The 23,636-nt window shown below is 60.9% G+C and carries 19 protein-coding genes and 1 pseudogene; 9 read left to right on the top strand and 11 right to left on the bottom strand.

The genetic code is table 11. The annotated features are described in order from the left end of the window. Window positions 1–85 precede the first annotated feature (85 nt). The 3 genes from NKJ46_RS32525 to NKJ46_RS32535 all read right to left on the bottom strand — a co-directional run bounded on the left by NKJ46_RS32525 (window position 86) and on the right by NKJ46_RS32535 (window position 5,055). The gene (locus NKJ46_RS32525) at window positions 86–259 is read right to left on the bottom strand and encodes a hypothetical protein (RefSeq protein ID WP_352671148.1); all 174 of its coding nucleotides are present in this window, start codon (window positions 257–259) and stop codon (window positions 86–88) included. A gap of 170 nt (window positions 260–429) precedes the next feature. Beyond that, window positions 430–3,627 (bottom strand): phosphoribosyltransferase-like protein, encoded by a 3,198-nt coding sequence (locus NKJ46_RS32530; RefSeq protein WP_352671151.1) that lies wholly within the window; start codon window positions 3,625–3,627, stop codon window positions 430–432. 309 nt (window positions 3,628–3,936) lie between these two features. Then, window positions 3,937–5,055 (bottom strand): RHE_PE00001 family protein, encoded by a 1,119-nt coding sequence (locus NKJ46_RS32535; protein ID WP_352671154.1) that lies wholly within the window; start codon window positions 5,053–5,055, stop codon window positions 3,937–3,939. 284 nt (window positions 5,056–5,339) lie between these two features. Between NKJ46_RS32535 and NKJ46_RS32540 the strand changes: the two genes are divergently transcribed. Next, window positions 5,340–6,272 carry a recombinase family protein gene (locus tag NKJ46_RS32540; protein ID WP_352671157.1) on the top strand — a complete coding sequence of 311 codons (933 nt, stop codon included), beginning with the start codon at window positions 5,340–5,342 and terminating at the stop codon, window positions 6,270–6,272. A 25-nt stretch (window positions 6,273–6,297) separates the two neighbouring features. Here the strand turns inward: NKJ46_RS32540 and NKJ46_RS32545 are convergent, their stop codons facing one another. The 6 genes from NKJ46_RS32545 to NKJ46_RS32570 all read right to left on the bottom strand — a co-directional run bounded on the left by NKJ46_RS32545 (window position 6,298) and on the right by NKJ46_RS32570 (window position 13,531). Further along, complete coding sequence (locus NKJ46_RS32545) at window positions 6,298–6,483, bottom strand: hypothetical protein (RefSeq protein WP_352671160.1); 186 nt, start codon at window positions 6,481–6,483, stop codon at window positions 6,298–6,300. 78 nt (window positions 6,484–6,561) lie between these two features. Continuing rightward, on the bottom strand, window positions 6,562–7,905 hold the full coding sequence (gene repC, locus NKJ46_RS32550) for a plasmid replication protein RepC (protein ID WP_352671163.1): 1,344 nt from the start codon (window positions 7,903–7,905) through the stop codon (window positions 6,562–6,564). A 155-nt stretch (window positions 7,906–8,060) separates the two neighbouring features. Then, window positions 8,061–9,047, bottom strand: coding sequence for a plasmid partitioning protein RepB (gene repB, locus NKJ46_RS32555; RefSeq protein ID WP_352671166.1), 987 nt, complete (start codon window positions 9,045–9,047; stop codon window positions 8,061–8,063). A 73-nt stretch (window positions 9,048–9,120) separates the two neighbouring features. Continuing rightward, the gene (gene repA, locus NKJ46_RS32560; RefSeq protein ID WP_352671199.1) at window positions 9,121–10,329 is read right to left on the bottom strand and encodes a plasmid partitioning protein RepA; all 1,209 of its coding nucleotides are present in this window, start codon (window positions 10,327–10,329) and stop codon (window positions 9,121–9,123) included. A gap of 711 nt (window positions 10,330–11,040) precedes the next feature. After that, on the bottom strand, window positions 11,041–12,207 hold the full coding sequence (locus NKJ46_RS32565; RefSeq protein ID WP_352671169.1) for an ATP-binding protein: 1,167 nt from the start codon (window positions 12,205–12,207) through the stop codon (window positions 11,041–11,043). Between the two features lie 115 nt (window positions 12,208–12,322). Continuing rightward, entirely contained in the window at window positions 12,323–13,531 is a 1,209-nt protein-coding gene (locus tag NKJ46_RS32570; RefSeq protein ID WP_502903489.1) for a tyrosine-type recombinase/integrase, read from the bottom strand. A 124-nt stretch (window positions 13,532–13,655) separates the two neighbouring features. Between NKJ46_RS32570 and NKJ46_RS32575 the strand changes: the two genes are divergently transcribed. From NKJ46_RS32575 to NKJ46_RS32590, 4 genes are all read left to right on the top strand, one after another. Next, window positions 13,656–14,609: a DUF1403 family protein gene (locus NKJ46_RS32575; protein WP_352671172.1), complete on the top strand. Its 954-nt coding sequence runs from the start codon at window positions 13,656–13,658 to the stop codon at window positions 14,607–14,609. Between the two features lie 2 nt (window positions 14,610–14,611). Further along, window positions 14,612–15,295 (top strand): SMC-Scp complex subunit ScpB, encoded by a 684-nt coding sequence (gene scpB, locus NKJ46_RS32580; protein ID WP_352671175.1) that lies wholly within the window; start codon window positions 14,612–14,614, stop codon window positions 15,293–15,295. A gap of 493 nt (window positions 15,296–15,788) precedes the next feature. Continuing rightward, complete coding sequence (locus NKJ46_RS32585) at window positions 15,789–16,091, top strand: hypothetical protein (RefSeq protein WP_352671178.1); 303 nt, start codon at window positions 15,789–15,791, stop codon at window positions 16,089–16,091. Then, window positions 16,085–16,597, top strand: coding sequence for an RHE_PE00001 family protein (locus NKJ46_RS32590; protein WP_352671181.1), 513 nt, complete (start codon window positions 16,085–16,087; stop codon window positions 16,595–16,597). The genes NKJ46_RS32585 and NKJ46_RS32590 overlap by 7 nt, the downstream gene beginning before the upstream one ends. A 345-nt stretch (window positions 16,598–16,942) precedes the next feature. Here NKJ46_RS32590 and NKJ46_RS32595 read toward each other — a convergent pair whose 3' ends face one another. Beyond that, entirely contained in the window at window positions 16,943–17,890 is a 948-nt protein-coding gene (locus NKJ46_RS32595) for a DUF5996 family protein (RefSeq protein ID WP_352671184.1), read from the bottom strand. Between the two features lie 166 nt (window positions 17,891–18,056). Here NKJ46_RS32595 and NKJ46_RS32600 point away from each other — a divergent pair, with 166 nt between their 5' ends. Continuing rightward, window positions 18,057–19,712, top strand: coding sequence for an acetolactate synthase large subunit (locus tag NKJ46_RS32600; RefSeq protein WP_352671187.1), 1,656 nt, complete (start codon window positions 18,057–18,059; stop codon window positions 19,710–19,712). Between the two features lie 383 nt (window positions 19,713–20,095). On the opposite strand, the gene NKJ46_RS32605 is transcribed toward NKJ46_RS32600, so the two are convergent. Beyond that, window positions 20,096–20,506, bottom strand: coding sequence for a DUF899 family protein (locus tag NKJ46_RS32605; RefSeq protein WP_352671190.1), 411 nt, complete (start codon window positions 20,504–20,506; stop codon window positions 20,096–20,098). Between the two features lie 775 nt (window positions 20,507–21,281). On the opposite strand from NKJ46_RS32605, the gene NKJ46_RS32610 reads away from it, so the two are divergent. The 3 genes and pseudogenes from NKJ46_RS32610 to dnaE2 form a co-directional block, all read left to right on the top strand. Beyond that, on the top strand, window positions 21,282–22,448 hold the full coding sequence (locus NKJ46_RS32610; RefSeq protein ID WP_352671193.1) for an IS110 family RNA-guided transposase: 1,167 nt from the start codon (window positions 21,282–21,284) through the stop codon (window positions 22,446–22,448). Between the two features lie 393 nt (window positions 22,449–22,841). Then, window positions 22,842–23,294: a phospholipase D-like domain-containing protein gene (locus NKJ46_RS32615; RefSeq protein WP_352671196.1), complete on the top strand. Its 453-nt coding sequence runs from the start codon at window positions 22,842–22,844 to the stop codon at window positions 23,292–23,294. Continuing rightward, window positions 23,285–23,636 (top strand): annotated as a pseudogene (gene dnaE2, locus NKJ46_RS32620) (error-prone DNA polymerase); the annotation flags it as partial. The gene NKJ46_RS32615 and the pseudogene dnaE2, both read left to right, overlap by 10 nt.

Below are 23,636 nucleotides of genomic sequence, written 5' to 3' on the forward strand. Positions count from 1 at the left end.
GCTTCCCTGATCACGAAGCAGCACCCTAACAAATCCGCGACCAGCGCGAATCCCCTTGCAGCCGCGACTTTCTGACTCAGTAAGACTAGCCGCTGGCGGCTTTAAACCGGGCGACAATTTTGTGGTCGACGGTGTCCGGCATGTGAGCATTTTCGACATTCTTGTCGCCGTAAGCAAGCCGAGCCACGCGCGCCTCCTGTTCCTTGGAGCTGTCGAGACCACGCGCGTCGCGCGCGTTCAGACGCGGGGCGACGCGCAAGATTTCGCTCGTGCATCGACACATCGCGTAGAGGCGGAATTGGGAGATACGCTTCCACAACGAGCCCACGGCGTTGTCAATGCCGATCAGCCTTTGAACCGCGTAGTCTCAGATTGCCTCGAGCTGATTAAACGCTGGCAAGAGAGCCCGTTCAGCCCCAGCACCGGTGTCTAGTTGACCAGTCGTTCGAATAGCGGTCGCCATTGCGGGGCAAGCCCCTTGCCTCGGGAGTGGAGCAGCGGCAGGCAATTGTTGGGCACGGTGGTCGGAAATACGACGCTCAGCCCTTGACCACCGTAGCCCAAGGGCGCGTTCCTATAGATAGTTGCGCCGATGTCGGTCGCGACCGCCTTCGCCCTGTCTCGCTCCTCGGGGGTAGCAAAGACGCCCCGATCGCCTGCAAACAAGTAGTCCGCCCCGCCGAGGATTTCGCCGGCGCGGAAATCGATTCGAGGGTACTCGAGTTGGGATAGCGCTTGGAGCATGGCCTGTTGGCCCTCGGCAGTGGCCAAGAGGGCGAAAGCGAGAACGAGGGGACCGCCGGCGGATAACAAGGTCAAATTGTCGTCGTGAAAACTTCTCATGTTCGCGGCAAGAGACTGCCCTGTACCCACGATGTCGTCGACCACCACTATCACCTTGGGGATGCCGTGCTGTTCGACGTGACGATTATACGCTTCCTGGAAACTCGATGGGGGCAGGATCGCCGTCGTCGCAACAAGATTCTCCTCAGCGTAGAGTGAGGCGTACCGTTGCCCGCTCTTTCCTTCGCCGTCGACGTAGGTAATTACAATGTCGCTACGCCTGTCGGTAGTCTTGCGCCGAACCGCGGCATCAACGAACCCGAGCACCACCAAGCGGGCGCTCCTTATCCGTTCAAGCACGTCCGCTTCTGAGAGGAAGCGGGTTGCCCTCAGAATCGCGAAAAGTGCCCGCTGGTCACGATTTGCGGGCCGCTGGTTCAGCCAGGCGCGCACGTCCTCCGGTCCGACATGCCTGCCCCGATAGGTCGGCCACTTGCTGGTTAGCGCAACCAGCTCCTCCGACAGAACGCGGGCTGCATCCTCAGCGCGTTGCGCCTCCGCCGCTAGATCCTGTGAGAGCGCGTCCGCGGCCAGCCGGGTCAGCCCCACGTCGATGAGCCACAACTGGAAGATGGGCAGGACAGTGCGGTAGTTGCCATACTCCTCGACGAGCACCTCACGACTTACGAAGTCGGCCAGCACGCTCCTCAAATCAGCCTCGGCCAAGTCGGATGAGCTCCTGTGCGCGTACAAATTGACAACCGTCGCCGCAACGCCCGCCCTGATACACCGCGCGAGTGCGGCCAACACGCGCTTGCGTTTGAGGACAATGGGCTCGCGTTCTTCCACGGGAGCCAGGATGCCGTCTTGCCAGAGATGCGCGAAGAGATTGTCATCAAAGCGTGATATGTCGGCGTTGACCGCCTCTCGGACTTCTTCCCTAGTGATGTCGATGTCGTGCTCCCGGAGAGCCCGCGCGAAGACCTTTGAGCAAATGATCTTGCTAAAGTACGGGTTACCGTTGGTCAGATCGTAGACCTCAGCGATGGCGTCCGGGTGCCATTCCAAGAAGCCGGCCGAAGGTTCACGAACCAGCCGGACATAGTCATCCCATTCAGTTGCGCGATTAAAATAGGTCAAGTTCACGCGAGAGAATTTGTTCAGCTTTTGTCCCTGACGGTCCATGACGAAGGGCATGTTCTCGCCACCAACCAGCAACAGGCACACGTTGCTCGTGGTCGTCAGCGCCCTGATGTTGCCGAACACGGTATCGGCTAGGTTGCCTTGGAGATAGAGTTCCTGTGGCATCTCATCGAACTCGTCGACGATAATCACGAAGCGCCGGTCGGGGTCGATGGCCTTCGCCGCAGCAGAGAGCTTCATCAACGGTGACAGAGAGCCGTCGTAAGAACCTCGCGGCAGCACGGCGCCGCCCGGCAACTCGCCGGCGATGAATTCCTCGATCTGCTCGCCGAGTTGGCGAAGTGAGACGCGTGGATCTTCGTGTGCTATCTGGCCCCATAGAATGTAGTGCCAACAAAGCTTGCTTTTCGGATCTCGCAACCGAGCCTGTTCCGCTGCGGCGGTCGCGAGCGAGGTCTTGCCGACGCGCTTCTGCCCTGTAATGTAAGAGGGTTCCATTGGTCTTCGCAGCATGCGAGCCACGAGCGTCCGCACCTGCTCCTGCCGTCCAACGAACGCTTCACCCTCCGCCGGCCCGGTGCTGTAGGGATCCGAATAAGTGTAAGCATCCCAGTCGATGCCGGACGCCTGTGCGACGACGCGAACCTCGAAGAGAGCGCTCTGCCGCCGTGGAGTACCGACCTCTCCCCATTCGATCTCAAGCATTGCGGAAACCGCTGGGCAGGGATCGATCACGTGCACGTCGAGCGCCACGGAGAACTTGCCGGGCGACACGCTGCCGAGCGCGATCTCCTCATTCAGGAATAGAACCTGCTGATTATCGCTTGCGACGCTGATGCGAACGTCCATCGCCGCGCCGCGACCATCGCTGCTAAATGGCACCAGGATTCGCAGGTCGCGGCCGCTCTCCATCAGCGGATAGCGCTTCGGCAGATCAGTGCCTGCCCAGCCCTTGGCAATAACAGCCGTGAACCGGCCTCGCAGAGAGTCGATGAACTCGTGGAGGCGCTGCAATGCGCACTGCAGCCAGGGTTCAAGATAGGTGACCGTGACGAAGGACGGATAACGCGTCGCGAGACGTCGAGCATCATCGATCACGCGTTCGCATGTCTCCACATCTGCGGCAAGTGTCGCGGCTATTTTCGACACGTCGTCCAAGCTCGAATAGACAGACACTACAGCATCCCTGACCTCCGGGAGATGATAGGCACCGCCGAACTCGATGAGGCGCCCGTGAGCAAGCGCGCTCAGAATCGCCTTTTTCGCTTCGAGCATTGAATCGAGCGTTGTGTACGAAACGCGCAGTGGTGCGAGCTGACTCTCGACCCAGGTCAGCGCCCCGCGTAGCGACTCTAACTTTTCGTAGGTCTGGTTCTTCTGCCGGAGCCCAAGAAAATCGGAGAAACCAGGAAGACCTTTCTCTACCAACGCAACGATGTTGCGAGCGAGGTGGTTCGCGGCGTTGTCCTGAACCAGTCCATCGGACGCAAGCGCGCGAAGTACTGCCGATGCGGCGACTCCTGGGGGGTGAGGTAGATCCGCGAGTATTCCCATCGCCTCCCCCATCGAGCCATTCAGGGGCGATGCGGCGAGTCTGAAAAGGAGAACTCGGAGGGCGGCCCGAGCTGTGATGGCATCGGATCCATCCAGCATCCGATTCTCGAAGTCGTTAAGAGCGTTCTGCACCGCTATGTCGTCCATGACCAAATGCTACTTCGCTTGGCATCGCATGGAAAGCGCGGGGGACACGGCACCTGCATGATCGTTCAGGACGTTGGTTTGTCGCCGTTGTTGACGCCTCCCGTGGTATCGGCCTTGATCGAATGCTTGAGGAACTCCGCGTGACACACGTCAACTACGCGCTCGTCTCTCATGCAGGCGCCGATCACATCCAAGGTATCCTGGCGCTCACGAGCGAGCGCATAGCGTCGGTCGGCCAACACCGGCCGCTGCCACTGCTCGAGCTTGGTGGGTGTACTGGGGACGGAATACAGTCGGATTGACTTCGCGCTATAACACGCCCCACGCGCGAAACCGTCCCCTCCCCGTCATCTCGCGCAGACCGAGTTCGCCAACGAGGTTGAGCGCACCCTGCTTCGACACTTTTAGCCTGTCCTGGATCATGGCGTTGGAGACCAGCGGACTCGACAGCACCAGTTCGACCAGGTCGGCCAGTTTCGAGCTGGTGCGCCGTTGTTTGAGCCGCCGTTCCATCTGGCTTTTCGCCATCACCAGCCGGTCGTGCTCCTTCAGCCCCACGAGTGCGGCCTCATGGATCGCATCGAGGGAGGCCAGCAACCGGTCACTGCGATTGCGTGCTCGTCGACGCTCTCGTGGAATGTTTTTCGCGCCGAGATGCAGGCAGGCGAGATGGTGGGCGGCAAGACCTTCCTGCCGCGGCAGCGCGGCCACCAGCAGCGGTCCGAGCCAGATGCCATGCTGCAGCACTTCGATGTCCGACCAGGCTTCGAGCAGGATCGCCGCGCGCAACACCGCCGGCAACTCCCGCGTTTGCGCGAGGACGGCCTGCCATTCGGCCAGCCGTTCTTCTTCATTCCAGTCGAGATCGTAGATCAAGTCCGGCCGCTCGTCCGAACGCGGCGTCCTCGCCGGCACGTCGGCGCCGCTGAGGATCTTTGATGAGCGTGCCAAGACAGCATCGATCTCGGCAAACTCCTCAGCCAGAAGATCGTCCTCAACATCGTCCCGAACATCGGCTTCAGCTACGCTGGTTCCAGCCCTCTGCCCTTCCCGGCCGACACCAACCGCCGCCGATGCCGCGTGCCCACGACCGGTCAATTCACGCAATCCTTCCCGGCTAAGCGCCCAGTCTGGCTTCTGCGACAAAATTCGCCGGCGGACGCGTAAGACGGCATGCGCACGGGTGAGTTCGTGGGTCGGTGTGCGGATGTCCATGTGGGCGTCGTGCAGGACGAGGTCCTCGAGGTGGACGAGCTCGCCCTCGAGCCAGAGCGCGGCGGCCGCATCGGCAAAATGCTGGCGCTCGACGAAGCCGTCGCGGACCGGCGAGCGGGCCAGGCGCTCGTCGAGCCGCGCCAAGGCTTCGGTCGCGCGGGAAACCGGCCCGATGAGGGTTTTCAGGGGCAGATCGCCGATGTCGTAAGCCATTGTTTTCATGATGACTGATTCGCGTTAGTCAAGCTATTAGGTGCTTAGGTTGACTTGCAGAGGGTTTTCTGTGGCGTCTTTCTGACTATCGATAATGACGTCATATCGGGACTGTACAGCACCACGCCCTTGGGCGGTCAGGAGGCTAGAAAACGTTGATTTTCAGGCTCATCGAAGCCGTAGGAGCTACGCAAAAGGGCCACTAGAGACGTTTACAAACGATCGTTTGTTGATATCTTCGGCGTTTGTACAAACGCCTTTTCCGATGCTGAGAGACGCTGTAAATGGCCCGTGAGGCGCAAGATCGACGCTCCGGTCGACCACAGGGCCGGCAAATCGGCTACGCGCGCGTATCGACGGACGAACAAGCGACGGAAGCGCAGGAAATTGAGCTGCGGTCGGCCGGCTGCGACGTCGTCGTTCAGGAACATGGATCCGGTGCGTCGAGAGCTCGCCCTGCCCTACTGCGGTTGATGAGCGACATCGGCGCCGGCGATGTCCTGGTCGTTGTGCGTCTCGATCGCCTTGCGCGCTCGGTCAGCCATCTTCTTCAGGTGATCGAGGATCTGACTGAGAAGGGCGCGCATTTCCGATCTCTGCGAGATCCAATCGACACGTCGACGCCACAGGGCATGTTTTCGCTACAGGTACTCGGTGCCGTTGCCCAGCTCGAGCGTGCGCTTATTTCGGAGCGGACCAAGGCCGGCATCATCGCTGCGCGATCGAAGGGGCGGCTGCCAGGCAATCCTGGTATCCGGGAGCGCAGGCCCGAAGCCCTGGCGAAGATGACCGCGGTGCAAAAGGCATCCTATGGCCGACGGCTACAATCAACTATGAACCAGTGGCTTCCGACGGTCCGCCAGATGCGACCAGACCATAATTGGGACGACATCGCCCGGGTCCTGAAGCAGCGCGGCCTCGACTGGACGCCTGAACGACTGCGGCGGGCAGTGAGGTGGCTCGTCACCGAGCACCTAGCCGAATCCACACTGCTAACGCGGGCGTCTCCTCTGCCTCCCGAAGATCGTCTGATGACTCTTGTGGCAGGGATTTCGCAGTCTAACCCATACCTGTCGCTCCGAGACATCGCTGGCCAGCTCGAGCGCCTGCATGAGCGAACCCCACGAGGAAGCGCGAAATGGTCTGCCTCATCAGTCAAGAACCTGCTCGATCGAGCCCGCCGGGTTGGACTCGTCGCCGAACTGCCCGCGAGCTAACCGTCATCCCGCTGCAGAACAGTCCTCAGTTTACGGTCCGTGGCTGACGTTCAACATTCCCGAGCCGCTTGTACGCGGCCCAGGCATCAGCTGGAACAGCGCTGCCGGCCCGCGCCAGCCAAGCCGCACGATCGGATTCGGCAAGTGAGTTCCACCACACCATTCCGGCGGTTTCATCGGGCGTCGGTTCCCGGTCGTGTTCGTTTTTCATGCCTCAATGCTCTCATAAGACGCTCGTCCCGACAAGCGCTGCAGCCACCGTGCACGGGATCGAAACCCGCCCGGCTGATCATGATCCGCGCCCTGGCTTGTCGAGGCTGCGGCGCAACGCATCGCTGATTTCCAGCCGGGATTCGGGGCGCACAACCTTGCCTGCCGCCTCCAAATCGACGGCAGCGGCTTCAGCTCCGGTTCCGGTCGTCTTCGACGCGTCAAGCTTGGCCCGCAACAAGGCCATCACCATCGGCCAGACCGAGAACTTTCCGACCTTTGCTCTATCTGTCAGGCTGCGCAAATAGCCGCCGGCGCTGTTGATCTGGTCCTGCCGCTGGTAGATCGCAGCAATGGTAATCGCCGCCTGCTGCTCACCCATTGCCGTTCGGGCTTCCTCCCAGGCGCTCGGGCTGACGCCGATGGACGGTCGGGCAACCTCGGCCGCGGCCAGAAAATCACGCCAGTTGCGGATTCCGCCGCCGCCCTTCACCAGCCAAAGCATGCTCGGGCAGGCATCCAGCACGATCCCTAGCGGCAGTTCGCGTTTCGGTAGGCTCCGTACGTTGTCGGTGTCCGCAACGTTGCCGCCCGCTTCATCTTTATTTCCTAAGCCGCTTTCAGATTCAAATTTAGAGTCTGGTTTTGAATTCTGTATGTGGCGCCCATTTTGGGACTCATTGGCGTCCACTTTCTGTGTTTTTAGAAATGATTCCAATGCCTCACGCACTTCAGCCCAAAGGCCTTCAAGCTCCTCGGCAATCGCCTCGAGGGTTTGTCTGGTTGCGGTGCGTGGTATCTGGCCGACAATCGCCTGGTAGGCCTGCTGAACCCTGCCCCAGTTCGCTGGCACGCCTTCCTCAATCCCGGCGTCGATCATCTTGACGATGTCACGGCGGCATATGGTTAGCCGCTCCTTAACGAGACGAAAGGCCTTCTTGTCAGATCTGACCGCTTCCGCAAGATTCTTGAACTCCTCAGCGCGCGCCACGATCGGCGAGATGTCAAAGCCATAGGCCTGCTCGATCTCGCCCGCCTGCCCTTTCCGGGCGAAGCGCTTGCCGTTTGGGCTGTCCCGACGGATGATCAATCCGCACTCGACCAGAACGGCCAGATGTCGCCGTAAGGTCGTTGGGGGCATGCCATTGGCGCGGCGGATCAGCTGCTCGTTGGATGGCCATACAACCAGTTCGCTGTCGCCATAAAGCGCTGTGTCCGGATGGAACGACAACAGCGCGTCGAGAATAGCCAAAGCGCGATCGGTGGCGCCCAGAGCGATCCTGGCGTCCTTGATATCTTGGAAGACATGCCATTTGTGGACGATCGCGTCCTTCGGCACGGCCCTTGCGGTGACTTGGCTTGAAATCATGCCAAGCGTCATCGGCCGCCGCCCAAAGGGCGTCGTCGCAATATTCGTCTCCATTTTCTTTCACCCTCGATTAGGCAAAAGAAACCTGCTCGCCAAAACGACGCCAATGACTCTTGACAGTGATTCGTGGAGATGCGATTCTCAGTCAGCTACTACGGAGAAGGGCTTCCACGACGAAAGTCGCTTGGGGGCCTTTTTCTTTTGCGGTTTCAGTCTCCTGTTGCTGCTTTCTTCGTCTTTCTGAAGGCCTCGTAGAGTCCCTGCAGATTGTCGGAAATCCAAGTTCCAAAGCGGCTGCCATCCGTCTCCTTTACGGCGATCATGACGGCCTTCCCTGCTCTCTGAACGCTGACGCTAACCGACTTGTCATCCGGAGCCCACGATTGGACGCCGGGTTTCACACTGGCCTTGCGGACGCGCTTTTCCTTTACGTTCAGGGCCATGGACAACTGCTCAAAGCGTCGGTTACTCTCTAGCCCGCTGAATTCGGGTTCGGAGAGGATTTCATCGACTATGTCCGATTTCTTGGCGACCAGCAGGGATAGCTCAACCCACCGCTCGCGGCCTATAGATGGAGCTGATCCAATTTTACTTATGACAGATGGCGGGATCCGTGTAGCAACCGACACCATTTTCGAGACGGCGGCGGCGTTCGCAGCCAATGCCGACGAGATGACATCTCTGTCGTAATTCAACTCCTCGAGACGCTTTGCGAACATCGCCTTCTCAATAAAACTAAGATTTGCTCGGGCAGAATTCTCCTGGCCCTGAGCAATGACATGAGCTTTGTCGTCGATCTCCTTGATGACCGCCCTAACCTTCCGTTGGAGATCTCGGGCCACCCGGACACGCCGATGCCCAAAGACGATCATGAAGCGGCCTTCGATGCTCGGGTGGGGGCGCACAAGAATGGGGGAATCCTGACCCCTCTGCTGAATCGCTTCCAGCAGTTCCAGATACTGTTCCCTGTCGTCATCCATGCGATCGGAAACGAACGAGCCGTCAATAGCGTCCGGGTCGAGTTCGACTACATGCTCACCTTCAAGGTACGCATCCGCCTGCTTTGCCAACTCATTAACGGAGCGGATCATTGATTTCGAAGCACCGCGAATCGGATAGGCCGCAGTTGAACTAGATGTCGGCTGGTCGTCTGCCTCCGTCTCTGCGAGGCCGGAAAGAAGGTTCTTACGTGCCATCTTGGTCTACCTCTGGATACAACCTAGTCTGTTGAAAGCGCTGCGCAAAAGTCCGTTTTTGTCAGCGGACAAATCAGCGCCCCCATGCTTTATGTACCAACGTCGCGATTTCTCCGTTTACGACATCGAGTGCATCCATTGCCCGCTCGTATGTGGAACGAGTCATCGCGTTTTTTTCGACTTCGTAGAGGCTCTGCTTGGTAATCCCCGCATCAGAAATCGCCGTGGATTTCAGCATCTGGTTCTTGAGGATGAACTCACCAAAAAGCGTATGGAGGAACGCCACCATTTGTGCTTGCGGCTGATCCGTCGGCTCGTATCGCGTTATAAGATAGCGATACCACTCCAGGTTCACCTCGGCACCCGCTGCCCGGATTGGCTCCAGAATATTCCCGAGCATCAACAGGAATTGGCCCATTGACATGACATCGAGCATCTGCGGATGGATCGTTATCAAGACTGACGTTGCAGCGGTCAACGCTGTAATCGTCAAATAGCCCAGTTGCGGTGGGCAATCGATAACGACGACATCATATAGGGCATCGACCTCCCCCAATGCCGTCGAGATGCGCGTGAAGAAGGCCCTTCCCACGTTAGACGTCCTGTCCGTCATTGCCAAAGGCGTGTCGTATTCGAATTCTTGCAACTCAAGGTTCGCTGGGACGATATCCAGTCCTGGGAAATTTGTTGGCCTGATGATTTCCGAGAGAGAAACCTTCTCGTCGTCGTAGCGGATCGCATCGTAAAGCGATTTCGTCTGGTCGAGTTCTGGCTGGAACCCGTGCAGTGAAGACAGCGACGCCTGGGGATCAAGATCGACAGCCAATACACGGTGTCCCGTCAGAGCGAGATACTGGGCGAGATGAGCTGCTGTCGTTGTTTTGCCGCTACCTCCCTTGAAATTAACCACAGCTAGGATTTGAAGTTTCTCGCCCGACCGACGATGGGGAACATACATGCGGGCGTCGGAGCGCCCGTGTTGGTCAAGGTATTGGCGTAGCTCGATCATCTGCCCGGCCGTGTAGGATCGTCTGCCAGAAGACGAGGTTTCAGGTACTGGGCCTTTGCCCTCTAGATGTAGTTTTTTCAGATGGCTCTGAGAAACACCGAGATACGTCGCCACCTCCGCCAACGAAAAAGAACGCAAATTCTTCTTGGCGTGGGGAGGAAAACGCTGCATCGAGAGAAGGTGCAGCTTCTTTGATATCTGATCCCCTTGTTCGAGAATGCGTTTCTCGAACAGCAATGGGGTTTTCGCGGGAACGGGCGAACTCACGTTCATTCGATCAAGACTCTCTAAAAACGATTTTTGGCGGAATGTGGCCAAGCAACCGTCATTATGTCCGATTCGTTCGAACCAGCAAGAAGTTTTAAGTTAACAAGAGGTTAATGCCCTCTGATCGCACGCTGCGTGGCATAACGAATATAATCTGATTCAAAGAATTGAATACGCTACGCAATTTGCCGATTTTGTCAGCGGACAAGAAACCTCCCTTTTGAAGTTGCCCTTTGGCACCGGGCAGGAGCTTCCAGTTCGGCCGGCCACGTGCTGGGCATCGCCTATCAATAGACGTCAGCAAGGCCGGGCGATGTGAGTGAAGACCCGTTTCAATGACATGCGCGTAGTAGTCGGCCCGAACTTGTCAGCCCACGATGAGCAGTAGTAATTCGACCTCGGCGATTGCCTTGTCCTGGACGATCGAGGTCATGGGACACGACAAGACTGCACGGCGCGTGCCATCTCACACCGGGCAATCAGATCAACAGCGAAAGCGGCTCTCTCAGAAATCCGCGGAGCGGGCTTGAAACGAGTAATGTCTGGGCGGACTAATGCTCATCGCAGTGTTTCGGGCGAGGGTCGAGGCGCAGGCTAGGCCGCGACTAACGCTTTGAGAAGACCTCAGCGGGTCAGCGACGGAGTGAAATGCTATAAAGGCGCTGTGTGCCGGATGGGGGCGGGTAGTTGGGGACAGAGAGTCGGGCGAAGAGCCTATTAGCCAAGTTGGACCAGCGTTTTCGCAAGGGAATGAAGTGGCACTGCCTCGACGTCATGTTTCAGCGGAAAGCGCTCTGCTCCCGGATAGACAACGAGGCGACGGATAGGATCTACGTCCTCGCACGCCAGATGAAAGCCCTTCTCCACTTTTGGCGTGAGGCTGCGCTTAATTTCGATCGCCCATGGGCGGCTGCCTGGAGGGGTCAAGAGGAGGTCGATCTCGGCGCCGGCGGATGTGCGATAGAAGTTAGCTACTGTGCCGGATGGTGCGACCGCAATCAACGTCTCAATAACAAATCCTTCCCAGCTGGCGCCGGCCACGGGATGAGCGAGAACGTCCTCAAGGGCTGTCAGTCCAAGCAGCGTATGTGCAATGCCGCTGTCGCGCACGTAAACCCGCGGCGACTTGACCAGACGTTTTCCGACATTTGCATGCCACGGCTCGAGCCTTCGCACCAGCAGCAGATCGACTAGCAGGTCGAGGTACGAGGCAATTGTCTTGCCATCGACTCCGAGGGCCCGGGCAAAGTCGGCAGCGTTGAGGAGGCCGGATTGATGATGTGCCAGCATGGTCCAGAAGCGGCGCAGCGTTTCGGCCGGAATGCGAGGCCCGAGCAGCGGGATATCGCGCTCGAGGTAGGTGCGGATGAAGTCCTGCCGCCACCGCTGACTGGCGCGGTCGCTCGCCGCCAGAAGGCTGTCGGGAAAGCCGCCGCGCACCCACAAGGGGTTCAACTGTTCGGCCGGCACCTCCAGTCCGTCAATCGGATGCATCTCAAGATAAGCAATGCGGCCAGCGAGCGTCTCGCCAGTCTGCCTGAGGAGATCGATGGAAGCGGACCCGAGCAGCAGAAAGCGCCCTGTCTTCTTGCCGCTGCGGCGACCGCGGTCAATCAAGCCACGAAGATTCTGGAACAGGTTTGGAAGCCGATGGACCTCATCGAGGATCACCAACTCACCCTCATGCTCGGCAAGGTAGAGCTCCGGCTCCGCGAGCTTGGCTCTGTCCGCATCGGACTCGAGATCGAGATAGATCGACGGCCGTGTCTCGGCTATTTCGAGCGCGAGTGTAGTCTTGCCGACCTGGCGCGGCCCAATCAGTGCCACGGCTGGGATAGTGTCTATCAGTTCGGCGAGTGGCTTTTCGATGCGGCGCTTGATCATCCTCGCAATTATGGAGTGCAATTCCTGATTTGCAAGGACGGACTGACGAAATTGGTCAGCAACGCCCGAATTTGGGAGAGGTATGCCAGATTGGCAGGGGCGGGGACTTCGTCCTCTATAATCCCGACGCCTTGGTGAGGTTGATTCGAAACCGGTCGCGCCGCCGCTGATATCTGCGGGTCATCTCAGCGCTTGTGTGGCCGAGTTGCTTCTGCACATAGCGCTCGTCGACCTCGGCCGACGAGGCGAGGCCAGCGCGCAGCGAATGGCCGGAAAACTTTTGGCTGCGTTCGCCTTCCGACAGGTCGCCGCGCACGCCGGCAGCGAGCGCCGCGCGCTTGACCAGCCGCGCCACCTCTTGGTCGTTCAATCGCTGGGCGCCGACAGCCTTGCCCTGGCCGGTGACGCGTCGAAATAGCGGTCCGTGCCCAATCCGTGCGAGTTTCAGCCAGGTCTGCAGCGCGGCCATCGGGCAGGTAGCGTCGGAGGAGCCACGACCGATCTCGACCTCGCGCCAGCCAGTCTTGCCGTGCAATGTCACCAAAATACCTTTGTCGAAAATCTCGACCCAACCGCGGCCGTCCTCCGTCTGATCCCTGGCAACGTCGAGCCCGACGATCTCGGAGCGGCGCAGGCCGCCGGCAAACCCAAGCAACAGCATGGCGCGATCACGCAGGCCGCGCAGCGTGCCGCGATCGAGCGTTTCCAGCATGGCGATCAAATCCTCGGGCAAAATGGCTTCCTTCTGCAGGGGAGGGGAGGCGTGGGTGTTGCGGATACCGGCCAGCACGGTGGCGATGTGGCGGTCTTTCCTGTCCAGCGGTTGGCCACGCTGAGTATAATTCCAAGACAGCGAAGAAAGGCGGCGCTCGATCGTCGCCACCGATTTTTTATCCCGACCAGATCCCGAGGCTTGCGCGGTGATGTAAAGGCCGACGGTCTGAGGATCGGGCGGCAACACCTCGATGTTCTGGCGGCGCGCCCAGGCGCAAAAATGCTTCCAGTCGGCGGCGTAGGCGCGCCGGGTGTTGGCGGAGCTAGCCGCCTCAACGTAGTCGCGGGCGCGATCGACGAGTTTTCCCAGATGCGCCGGCAGGCCAAACGTTGACTCAGAACCGGACGCCGGCAGCGGGGCAGGGGACTTTTCGCCATTCTCGGGATCGTCTGCGGTCTGGCTCATAGCGAGCACAATATCGACAATATCAGGCAGGTCGTCGGCCGACGTCTGCGCCGCGGGTTGATCGACATCGACCCCCGTGCTGCGGGACGATGCGGAGCCCTCATGGGCACGAGTTTTGGGCTTCTGCGCGATAATTTGGGCCATTTCCCATTCTAACCAGGAACGATCGATAATGCAACATTCTCGTTCGTTGTTGTAACGCGACAGGCTGTGCGTTTTGGCGCAAAAGTGATGGCGCAAAGCGCACAGCCGCTTTACCCTCCAAATCATGATTCGCCTCGATCCCGCGACCGCCAGCCCCGCCGCGCCGCCGACCGTGCCAGCCTGGGCGCTCGTCGCCGGCAGCACGTCTAACGTTGCCGACGCCGCCTTCCAGGCGGGCGCCGCGTTGACTTCGCTCGACACGCTCGCCCGCGGGCAGCCCGGCTGGGCCGGCGCCTGGCGGCAGCGGATGGCGCTTCGCTGTGCCGCCGCCAACATGCGGCTCGCCGGCCGCGCCGAGGGCGAAGCCGCCCTGCGCGATGCCTGGCATTTCTGCCCGGCCGGCGCCGATCCCGGTCCAGCCGGCGCCATCCTTGGCGCCTGGCGGCAGTTGGCAGCGCAGCCTCCTGTCGCCACCCCCGGCCGGCTCGAAAAGATCGTCGACCAGCTGGGACTCCATTGGCACGGCGCGGCGCTCGCCGATCTTTGCACGGAGATAGAAAAACTCGCCGCATCCCAGCGGCCGGCGCCATTCGCCGCCGCGGCGATCGCCGCTCATGTCGTCGCTAGGAGGCCGGATGCCGAGCTCTTTGCCTGGTGGCTGGCCGACCTGGTGCTGGCGCAAAGCCTGCGCTGGTCGCGGCCGCTGCCGCTGTTGATGGCGCAGGCCTTTGGTCCGGCTTTTCGCGGCGAGGCCGGCGGCAAGCGGATCCGGCCGGGCGAAAAAGGGTTTGAGCGGGCGGTGTGCCTGGCGCTGGCGCAGGCGGCGGCGGACGCCTGCCGGTTGGCCGCCGAGCTGTCGCGGCGCGCGGAGCGGCTCATCGCCGTCGTACCGAAGCTCAGGGCAAAGGGGGCGGGCGATGTGATCCAAAGACTGCTCGACGACGATGCCGTCTCCGGATCGCTGACGAGCAAAAGCCTGTCGCGGTTTGCGGCGCGGCGCCTGTTCGAGCGGCTGCAACAGCTCGAGGTGGTGCGCGAGCTTTCCGGGCGCACCACTTTTCGGCTGTTCGGACTCTAGCGATGAGCGAAGCCTCTGTCCGCCGCAAGCCGAACAGACAGCCTGTGCTGCTCGACACGGAACTGGACCACCTGCCGCCGGAGCTGCGCTGGCGCGAGTGGATGGGCCGCGTCGAAGCGGTGATTTTTTCCGCCAGTGAACCGGTGCCGCGCGAAGTGCTGGCGCGGGTCGTCGGCAAGAACTGCAATCTTGAACTAATCATCGACGACATCCGCGCCGAGCTTGCCGGCCGCCCCTATGAGCTGGTCTCGGTCGCCGGCGGCTGGCAGCACCGGACCAGAAAGGTTTTTGGCGACGCCATTCGCGCAGCCTTCGGCACGGCAGCGGGCGAGGGGACAAAAGAACTGTCGCAGGCGGAGGCGCTTGTCTTGATGTGCATTGCCTACTTCCAGCCGATCACCCGTGGCGAGCTCTCCAGCTTTTTCGGCAAGGAGGTGTCGCGCGACCTGATCGGCGTGCTGCGGGCGCAGGAGCTGATCGCCTCGGGGCCGCGCAGCCCGCAGCCCGGCGCGCCCTACACATATGTGACGACCAAGAACTTCCTGTCGCAGTTCGGGCTCGACACGCTGCGCCAGCTGCCGGATTTCGAGGCGCTCGAGGACGCTGGGCTGCTGTCGAAAGAAAGGCTGTTGGCCGGCGACATCATGCCCGGGTTTTCCGATCGGGATTACGAACCGGTTGAGTAAAGATGGGGCGCGAAGAGCCTTTGCGATGAGTATCTTTTCAGTCCACCGGAGATCGCCTCGAGCGTCCAACGCGACGCGACGCAGGGCAAAATTCGCGGACCACGACATGCTGCCGTGCACGTTGTCCCAGGGAGCAGTATTGCTTCCTATGCTTTCCCGCGCGCATCCTGCTAAATTTGGCAGCGGGCTTGACCCGCTGAAACTGAAGTTCGACTGCAGCCGCTGCAAGCCGAAAGTGAAGATCACGCTCGTAGAAATGCGTGCGCGCGACAGAACCTTCGCGCACCGGACTTCTGGCCAGACGACGCCGCCGCCGCGCTGTGGCTCGAGGGCGAGCTTGTCCATGTCGAGGATTTGGTCCTACACGACACCCACATGGACATCCGCACGCCGACCCACGAGCTCACCCGTGCCCATGCGGTGCTGCGGGCACGGCGGCTGATTGTTGCCAACAGGCCGGACTGGGCGCTGAGCCCCGAACGGCCTAAGCCAATTGCGCGGGCGTGGCGCTAGCGCCCAGAACGCTTTGCCACCGGAGCGTCATGCGACGGCAGCGGAGGGCGCCGGTGATGAAGAGGCGGGCGAGTCGGCCAACGACGATCTGAACGATGGCCTAGGCGCCGAATTTGCTGCCATCGATGCGCTGCTCGATCGCACGCGCAACGTGCTCGACGGGCTCGCCGCCGCGCCCCCAGTTTCGCGACCGCAACAGGTCCCGACGGACGAAAAAAATCCGCTCGTCTACGATCCCGACTGGGACGAGGAGGAACGGCTGTCGGACTGGCGGCCATGTTGAACCGGACCACTGGCCAGCCGCCCGTGCTGAGCGCCGCCCTGCTATGGGATGCGTGGGAAACAAAAGAACCGCTGCAGCATCTGCCCTGGCTCGGACACCTGCTCGTCGGCGCCATGCTCAGGCAGGTCCGAAAAACGAGCGCACACCTCGTCTGTCTCAACACTGGGCTGCGCGCCATTCCGCGCGAAAGGCGGCGCGCCCGCGACAGGACGGCGCGGCTGATCGGGTTTCTGGAGGGCGTCACGGAAGCGGCCGTCGCCGGGCTGAGGGAACACGACCGGCTGGTGCTCGCCCGGGAGCAGATGGCTCGGCGCCTGCGCGGCCGGCGGGGGCATTCGAAGCTGCCGCAACTGGTCGAGCTGGTGCTCGCCCGGCCGCTCGTCTCCACGGCGATGATCGAAAAGGAGCTGAAGTTAAGTACACGCGGCGCGCTTAATCTCGTCGCCGCACTCGGCCTGCGCGAGATCACGGGCAGGGGACGTTACCGGGCGTGGGGGATCCTCTGACAGCTCGCGTGCGCGCGGAAAGATCGCCTGGCACGCCGGCGTGCGACCGGCACCACCGTGCGATTGCGAGTCGCTTCGTCTTGGCAGCGGGAACAGGCTTCCCACTTCATAGCTCGGCACCCTGACTATCCAGTTTCCTCATCTTCTCTGGCGCGCCAAACCTTCGAACGCATTGATGTGAACCGCGACTACGAGCCGACTTCTTCAACGATATCCGCGCAATTCGCTCGTTTGACGATCGCCAGCTGTTTAGTTCTGCGGCTGTAAGTGCACGTACAGGCTCTCAGCCAGTGTCGCTTTCGAGGCCCTAGGGCAATCCGTTACGAACGTTGGGCGAGAAGGCACTTACAGGCGCCGCGGTCGGCGAGGTTGTCCGATTGCGCATTCGAGAGCGGTGGCATCCCATTCCGCGAGGTCGGCAGCGGCGCGATAGGTGCTCTCGAGAAAACCCATGAGGATCGCTTCCGGATCGGCTGCTCCGCGCACCGCGTCATAAGGCAGCAGGAATTCTCCAAGGCTCGCTTCGTAGTATGCGGCGTCGGGAAGGATCTTTGCCCCGGCGAAGCCAGCCGGTGCCGGATAGGCATAGGAATAGAAGGCGGGAAAGTCGACCGCTCCACCGCCCGGCCAAAAGCCAGCCGACGAAACCTCATGACTGTAGGCTTCGCGGGTGATCTCGTCGGGCAGGGCGGGAATGCCACCCGGGTGCAGGGGCGCTCGCCGCCCGGAAAAGCGCGTCACTGCGAGATCGAAGCTCCCCCAGAACAGGTGCACCGGGCTGACCTTGCCGAGATAAGCGGTGCGGAAGGTCTGGAGTACAGCTGTCACCGCTATGCTTGCCTTGAAAAAGCGCGCGACGGCATCGGCATCGTAGGGCCGCTCGGCCCGGTCCTCTGCGAACGGAATCGCGTTCGGGATTTCATTCGGCATGCCGTTCAGCTCCGCCGTCCCGCCGAGGCTGCGAACGAGGTCTAATGCGTGAGCATGGAAGGAAGCGACCGACATCGGCTCGAGCGGAAATCGGGCAGTGCGTCCGTCGGTGGCCGCTCCGACCACCTGATGGTCAACCAGGTCGAGGCTGAGCTCGATCCCGCCAGCTCCATCAGGCACGAGCCCGGTCGTGAAGCCGCGAGCATTAGGATAGAGGGTCGCGTGCCACGAATGGTTCACCCAGGGCGTGCGCGCAAGCCGATATTTCCCTATGATCTGGGAACAAAGATGCAGCGCGGAGCAGGTACCGCGCCAAGGACCATACGGTATGTCCGGCCACCGATCATGGATGCGGTCGTTCATCGGGCTAACCTACCTTCGACAAAGTTGAACAACAATCCGCGAGTGCCCCTTCGCTCCGGTCACAATACCCGCCCCGTTGAGATAGAGTAGGTCCAAAGCATTGTCAGTTTCGCTTAGGATCGATCCGTTCATTTGGGTCCCGCTTCAACCACAAGGATGCCGAAATTTGAAAAAGGGCTCTGACCTCCTCGTTGCCGCCCTCGAGAATGAGGGAGTGGATCGGATCTTCGGTGTCCCCGGCGAGGAAAATCTCGACGTCCTGGAGTCGTTGCGCACCTCGCGGATCGAATTGATCACAACGCGGCATGAGCAGGCGGCCGGCTTCATGGCGGCCACGCATGGACGGCTGACCGGGCGGCCCGGCGTTTGCATTTCGACGCTTGGACCCGGCGCGCTCAATTTCTCGACCGCCGCGGCCTATGCCCATCTGGGCGCAATGCCGATGATCATGATCACCGGGCAGAAGCCAATACTTACAGCCAAGCAGGCCCGTTTTCAGATCGTCGACGTGATCGGATCAATGCGGCCGCTGACCAAGATGACGCGGCAAATTGTCAGCCCGCACAGCATTCCGACCGTGGTGCGCGATGCTTTCAGGGTTGCTGCGCAAGAGCGTCCAGGGCCAGTTCACCTGGAGCTCCCCGAGGATGTCGCGGCCGAGCAGATCCCGTTGGTTTCACTCATTCCGGTGCATCCGCTTGAACGTCCCATCGCTCATCCCGACGCGATTGATCGTGCGGCGCAGATGATACTGGCGGCCAAGCGTCCGCTGATCATGATCGGCGCGGCCGGAAATCGCCCCCGGCTGGTTGGTTCGCTGTCGGACTTCGTGCGGCGGATGCGCATCCCGTTCTTCAATACGCAGATGGGCAAGGGGGCGGTCGACGGCGGTTCAAACCTCTATGTCGGAACGGCAGCACTTTCCGAGCGCGATTATGTCCATGATGCGATCGAAATTTCGGACCTGATCATCGCCATCGGACACGACACGGTTGAAAAGCCGCCATTTCTGATGCGCGACGAGGGCGGCCCGAAAGTTATCCATATCGGGTTTACGTCCGCGACAGTCGAACAGGTGTTCCACCCCGACGCCGAAGTGGTTGGCGACATCGGCACGACCGCGGCCGTGCTCGCCGATCGGCTCGAGGGTCGGCTCAGCCCCGACACGAAGATCATCGATCTTCGTCAGACGATTCTGTCGCGGATCAACGAGCGCAGCCTGGAGGATCGTTTCCCGATCAAGCCGCAGCGCATCGTACACGACGTCAGAACGGTCATGCCCGAGGACGGCATCGTTTGCCTGGACAACGGCATGTACAAGATCTGGTTCGCCCGCAACTACCGCACCCATCATGCGAACACGCTGCTGCTCGACAACGCGCTCGCGACCATGGGGGCGGGATTGCCGTCGGCGATCATGGCGTCGCTCCTCTATCCCGAGCGCCGCGTGATGGCGGTATGCGGTGACGGCGGCTTCATGATGAACTCCCAGGAACTCGAGACAGCCGTTCGCTTGAGGCTTAACCTTGTCGTGATGATCCTCAACGATTCCGCCTACGGCATGATCCGCTGGAAGCAGGCGGTCGACGGATTTCCGGACTTCGGGCTCACATTCGGCAATCCCGACTTCGTCCGCTACGCCGAGTCGTACGGGGCCAGCGGTTCCCGCGTCGGCGCAGCGGAGGAGCTGGTTCCAACGCTGGAGGAAGCCTTCAAGGGAGGCGGCGTCCATCTGGTGGACGTCCCGATCGACTATTCGGAGAATGCCCGCGTCCTCGTCGAAGAGCTGCGCAGGCATTTCGCGGCCAAGGAATCGCAATGAGGCGAACCTATGCTGCCAATCCTGCAAGTCAGCGGAGAAGCCCCTTGCAGGCGGTCCTGCCCCGGCCGCCTTCGCCTCGTAGGGAGAGGCTTCATGAATTGGTTGCAGCCGAAGCATCAATGCAATGTCGGGAAATGGCGCCCAGTGTGCCCTTTGCCAAGGTGCACTTCATCGGGCACCGCCAACCAGCAATTCTCAAACCGAATCCTTAGTAGCGCTTTCTGGTGAGACGCTACAATTCGCAGGCTCGCGTCGCGCTACGGCTGCGGAGGGCGGCATGGAGACGAACCATGTGTCCGGCGGGAACATGGCTGTTCATGACCCTACCACCGGGTTTGCGACAGAGCCGACGAAATGTCCCGGATCAGCAAGTCGCAGAGGGGTCAGCTCTCATTCGCAACATCCTGTCCCGCATATTCCACCTGTTCATCGAAGTCCGGCCGGCCCTCGGGCATCAGGTCCATCATGTTCCACAGCGGCTCGATCGTGCCCTGCTGGCGCGGATCCTGGCCAGGATCGGACTCGGCGTAGATCATTTCGGACGACCAGAAATGGCGGATACCATCTGGCGTCTTCTGGAAGACATGGGTCATCGGGGCGAGTTGCCCGTCCTCAAACAGTGCGTTGAAATCCTGCTTGAACGTTGTGCCGACTGCCGAAAGCATGTCGAGGTTCCTCCAGCCGCGCTGGTCTGCAAAAGCCTGTGCGCGCTCCACGGGCGCTTGCGTGACAACCGCAAAATTGAAGCCGGCGGCACAGAAATGGTGCGCCGCGCCGTTCAGCTGGTCGAGCAAACCCGACCATACTCGAAGATTATGATTAGGTACGATGCCGGCCGTTTGGGCCTGATCGGCCCGAAGCTGCGAAATAGGCCAAGTCGCCGAATGGATGGAGAACGTCGGCGCGGATACCCAAAGGGAACGCTGTGAATAAACACTTTGAGGGTGCCAGCCTCGTTCATCTTGGGTCCTTCCTGATTATCCGCAGGAAAATGCGGGCAAGAACACGCAAAATGAACAGGTTTCGAGTGATGGCCCAAATCCCAGCTTCGGGCCGACCAGGCCAGTTTGCAAAAAGTATGACGTGCCATATCCCGGCTCCGGCCATTGGACGCGAAAGTTACTGGGCTGCCCGTAGCCCTTCAGCCTCTTCCCCCGAGCGAAGACGACGTAATCGAAATCCCTTTGGCAAAGCTGCGGATGACCACGTCCAAGGCCGCACCCATAAGGGCAAAGCCGATAATGACGAGCATACCGATGCGCCGTCTCCCCAAGCGACCGAGCCGATAGTCAAACAGCGCCTGTCGAAGCCCCACGCTATTACTGCCGGGTGGCTCGACAGCTACGCAAAACGACGTCGGGAGGCGCTGTCTAGTAGAGATCCTTACTGACCGCGTACCATTTTGTGAAAGGTTTGGGACACACCGCTCCAGAATAGGCTAGTGCAGTTGGAGTCGTGTACGTGGTCACTGTTTCAGGCGGGACTTGCAAAAAGATCCTATGGGCTGGTGGATAGCGACCTGCCGTCGGCAGAATGGCGTTGCTAAACCCACTCATTCTGGAGACGACAATGCAACAGGTTGCAAATCGGCCGGAACCGGCCGCTATCCGCATTGATCTTGGCGCGATCTTTGTTTCGATGGAACTGTCTCGATCAAGTTGGCTGATCACTTCACTGTCGCCGGGTGGCGGGGAGAAGATGTCCAAGCATTCTCTGCGGGGCGGGCACGTTGCGGGACTCCTGGAGCTGTTTGCGACGCTCCAGGAAAAGGCTCGGGCACGAACCGGCGAGCGCTTCCGGATTATTGTCATTCAGGAAGCTGGACTAGACGGCTTCTGGATCCATCGGGTGCTTCAGGGCGAAGCGATCGAGAGCCACGTGGTCGACGCCGCCTCGATCCTGGTGTCACGGCGGCGCCGACGGGCGAAGACCGATAAGATCGACGGCGAGACCCTGGTACGGACCTTGCTGGCCTACAAGCGTGGCGAGCCGCGGGTCTGCTCCATGGTCAGGCCGCCGACCCCCGAGGAAGAGGATCGCCGCCGACTCTGCCGGGAGCGCAAGACGCTGATCGCCGAGCGGGTGGAGCACGTCAACCGGATCAAGGGGCTGCTGTTCGCCCAGGGCGTCGGTGACTATGAGCCGCTGCGTCGCGACCGACGCGCCAGGCTCAAGGATCTGCAAACGGGTGATGGTCGCGCCTTACCTTTCCACCTGAAGGCACAGGTTGTGCGTGAGCTCGACCGGCTTGAGCTGATCCTGGAGCAGTTGCAAAAGGTCGAGGCGGCGCGCGACGATCTGCTGTTGGATCGGGCCAAGGCGAACGACCCGGCGCCGGTGGTGAGACTGCTGCAGCTGAAGGGGGTGGGCGCTGAGTTCGCCAACGTACTCTGGTCTGAAGGTCTTTATCGTCATTTCGACAATCGAAGGCAGCTTGCGGCCTATGCCGGGCTTGCGCCAACGCCCTGGCAGAGCGGTTCTGTCGATCATGAGCAAGGCGTCTCAAAAGCGGGCAATCCGCGGCTGAGAGGAACGATGGTGCAGATGGCCTGGCTGTGGCTGCGACACCAACCAGACTCGGCCCTCAGCCAGTGGTTCAAACAGCGGGTCGAGCGCCACGGTGGGCGGCTGCGTAAGCCGCTAATCGTCGCCTTGGCACGTAAACTGCTGGTCGCACTGTGGCAGTATGCGACCGCCGGAGTGGTGATGGAGGGCGCCATCATAAAGCCGACCTGATCTGAAGCCAACCAAACCTCTTTCGCCATCTGACGGGGCCTGATCAGCCCCGGCGGATCCAGGTGGACGAACCGGCCTGGCATATGGTCTCAACAACCGCCCCTAAGAATGGTCACGTCCTCCTGAGCCTAGCCGCCGTATGCGGGATAAGGGTGCAGCCGCCCTGTGGCGGCGACCGTATGTGAGTTTCAACCGAGCCAGAAATGCTCGTATTGGAAACAGGCTCAACCTCGGATCCGTAGCAACTCCAGGAGATAATCCATGAAGCCGTAAGCCGTACACAATCCGGTTGACCCGAGTCCGCCCATGTGAGGGGGGAGCCTGTTGGCCTTATCGCCGCTTCAGCTGATATCTGCGCATCCATGGAGGCGCTCAATCTTCACGACATACGCATTGAGCCTCTCATTCTTCGAGGCCGTGCTGCTCGACGCTCTCGTGCGCGGCGGAGGGCGGGAGGCGCTCATCCTGGCGGACATCGAGGGGGTCCGAGCGGGTCTCAGCGAGCAAGGCGCCCGGCGGGTGGGACGGGACTACGAGGTCGAGCCGATCTCGGTCGCCTCGGGCGTTTTCCACCCGAAGCTTTCTGCCTTGGTCGCCGACGGCGAATGCCACCTTCTGGTAGGATCAGGGAACCTGACCTTCAACGGCTGGGGAGGCAACCTCGAGGTCGTCGAGCACCTGCATCCGGGCTTTGCGGCCGACGCGATCGATGACGCAGCGAGCTTCTTCGAACTCCTGGCTCTCGCAGACAACATCCGCCACGGCGCCGCCGATCATTGCCAGGCCGTCGCCAATGATCTCCGAAGGTCGACGCGCGGGCGGGCACGCAATGGCGATATGCGATGATCCGCAAAGCAGACACGCTTGGCGTCTTCCAGATCGAATCGCGCGCGCAGATGTCGATGCTGCCGCGCATGAAGCCCCGGACTTTCTACGATCTGGTCATCGAGGTCGCGATTGTCCGGCCCGGACCGATCCAGGGCGACATGGTCCATCCCTATCTTCGCCGGCGCGACGGGACGGAAGAGGTGTCGTTTCCAACACCGGAGCTCGAGCGCGTTTTAGGCAAGACGCTCGGCGTGCCGCTGTTTCAGGAGCAGGCAATGCAGGTCTCCATGGTCTGCGCCGGCTTTTCCGCTGGAGAGGCCGATCAGCTGCGCCGCGCCATGGCCACGTTCAAGCACACTG

It is taken from the genome of Mesorhizobium sp. M0166 (genome assembly GCF_040322255.1).
In the GTDB taxonomy this organism is placed as follows: Bacteria; Pseudomonadota; Alphaproteobacteria; order Rhizobiales; family Rhizobiaceae; genus Mesorhizobium.

Bases quoted from the DNA above. Each gene is read 5' to 3' on its own strand.
- NKJ46_RS32540 (WP_352671157.1), top strand. From the start codon at position 5,340: ATGGCCCGTGAGGCGCAAGATCGACGCTCCGGTCGACCACAGGGCCGG.
- NKJ46_RS32570 (WP_502903489.1), bottom strand. From the start codon at position 13,531: ATGGCCCAAATTATCGCGCAGAAGCCCAAAACTCGTGCCCATGAGGGC.
- repA (WP_352671199.1), bottom strand. From the start codon at position 10,329: ATGAACGTGAGTTCGCCCGTTCCCGCGAAAACCCCATTGCTGTTCGAG.
- NKJ46_RS32575 (WP_352671172.1), top strand. From the start codon at position 13,656: ATGATTCGCCTCGATCCCGCGACCGCCAGCCCCGCCGCGCCGCCGACC.
- NKJ46_RS32610 (WP_352671193.1), top strand. From the start codon at position 21,282: ATGCAACAGGTTGCAAATCGGCCGGAACCGGCCGCTATCCGCATTGAT.
- scpB (WP_352671175.1), top strand. From the start codon at position 14,612: ATGAGCGAAGCCTCTGTCCGCCGCAAGCCGAACAGACAGCCTGTGCTG.
- repC (WP_352671163.1), bottom strand. From the start codon at position 7,905: ATGGAGACGAATATTGCGACGACGCCCTTTGGGCGGCGGCCGATGACG.
- NKJ46_RS32565 (WP_352671169.1), bottom strand. From the start codon at position 12,207: ATGATCAAGCGCCGCATCGAAAAGCCACTCGCCGAACTGATAGACACT.
- NKJ46_RS32530 (WP_352671151.1), bottom strand. From the start codon at position 3,627: ATGGACGACATAGCGGTGCAGAACGCTCTTAACGACTTCGAGAATCGG.
- repB (WP_352671166.1), bottom strand. From the start codon at position 9,047: ATGGCACGTAAGAACCTTCTTTCCGGCCTCGCAGAGACGGAGGCAGAC.
- NKJ46_RS32545 (WP_352671160.1), bottom strand. From the start codon at position 6,483: ATGAAAAACGAACACGACCGGGAACCGACGCCCGATGAAACCGCCGGA.
- NKJ46_RS32535 (WP_352671154.1), bottom strand. From the start codon at position 5,055: ATGGCTTACGACATCGGCGATCTGCCCCTGAAAACCCTCATCGGGCCG.
- NKJ46_RS32595 (WP_352671184.1), bottom strand. From the start codon at position 17,890: ATGAACGACCGCATCCATGATCGGTGGCCGGACATACCGTATGGTCCT.
- NKJ46_RS32590 (WP_352671181.1), top strand. From the start codon at position 16,085: ATGTTGAACCGGACCACTGGCCAGCCGCCCGTGCTGAGCGCCGCCCTG.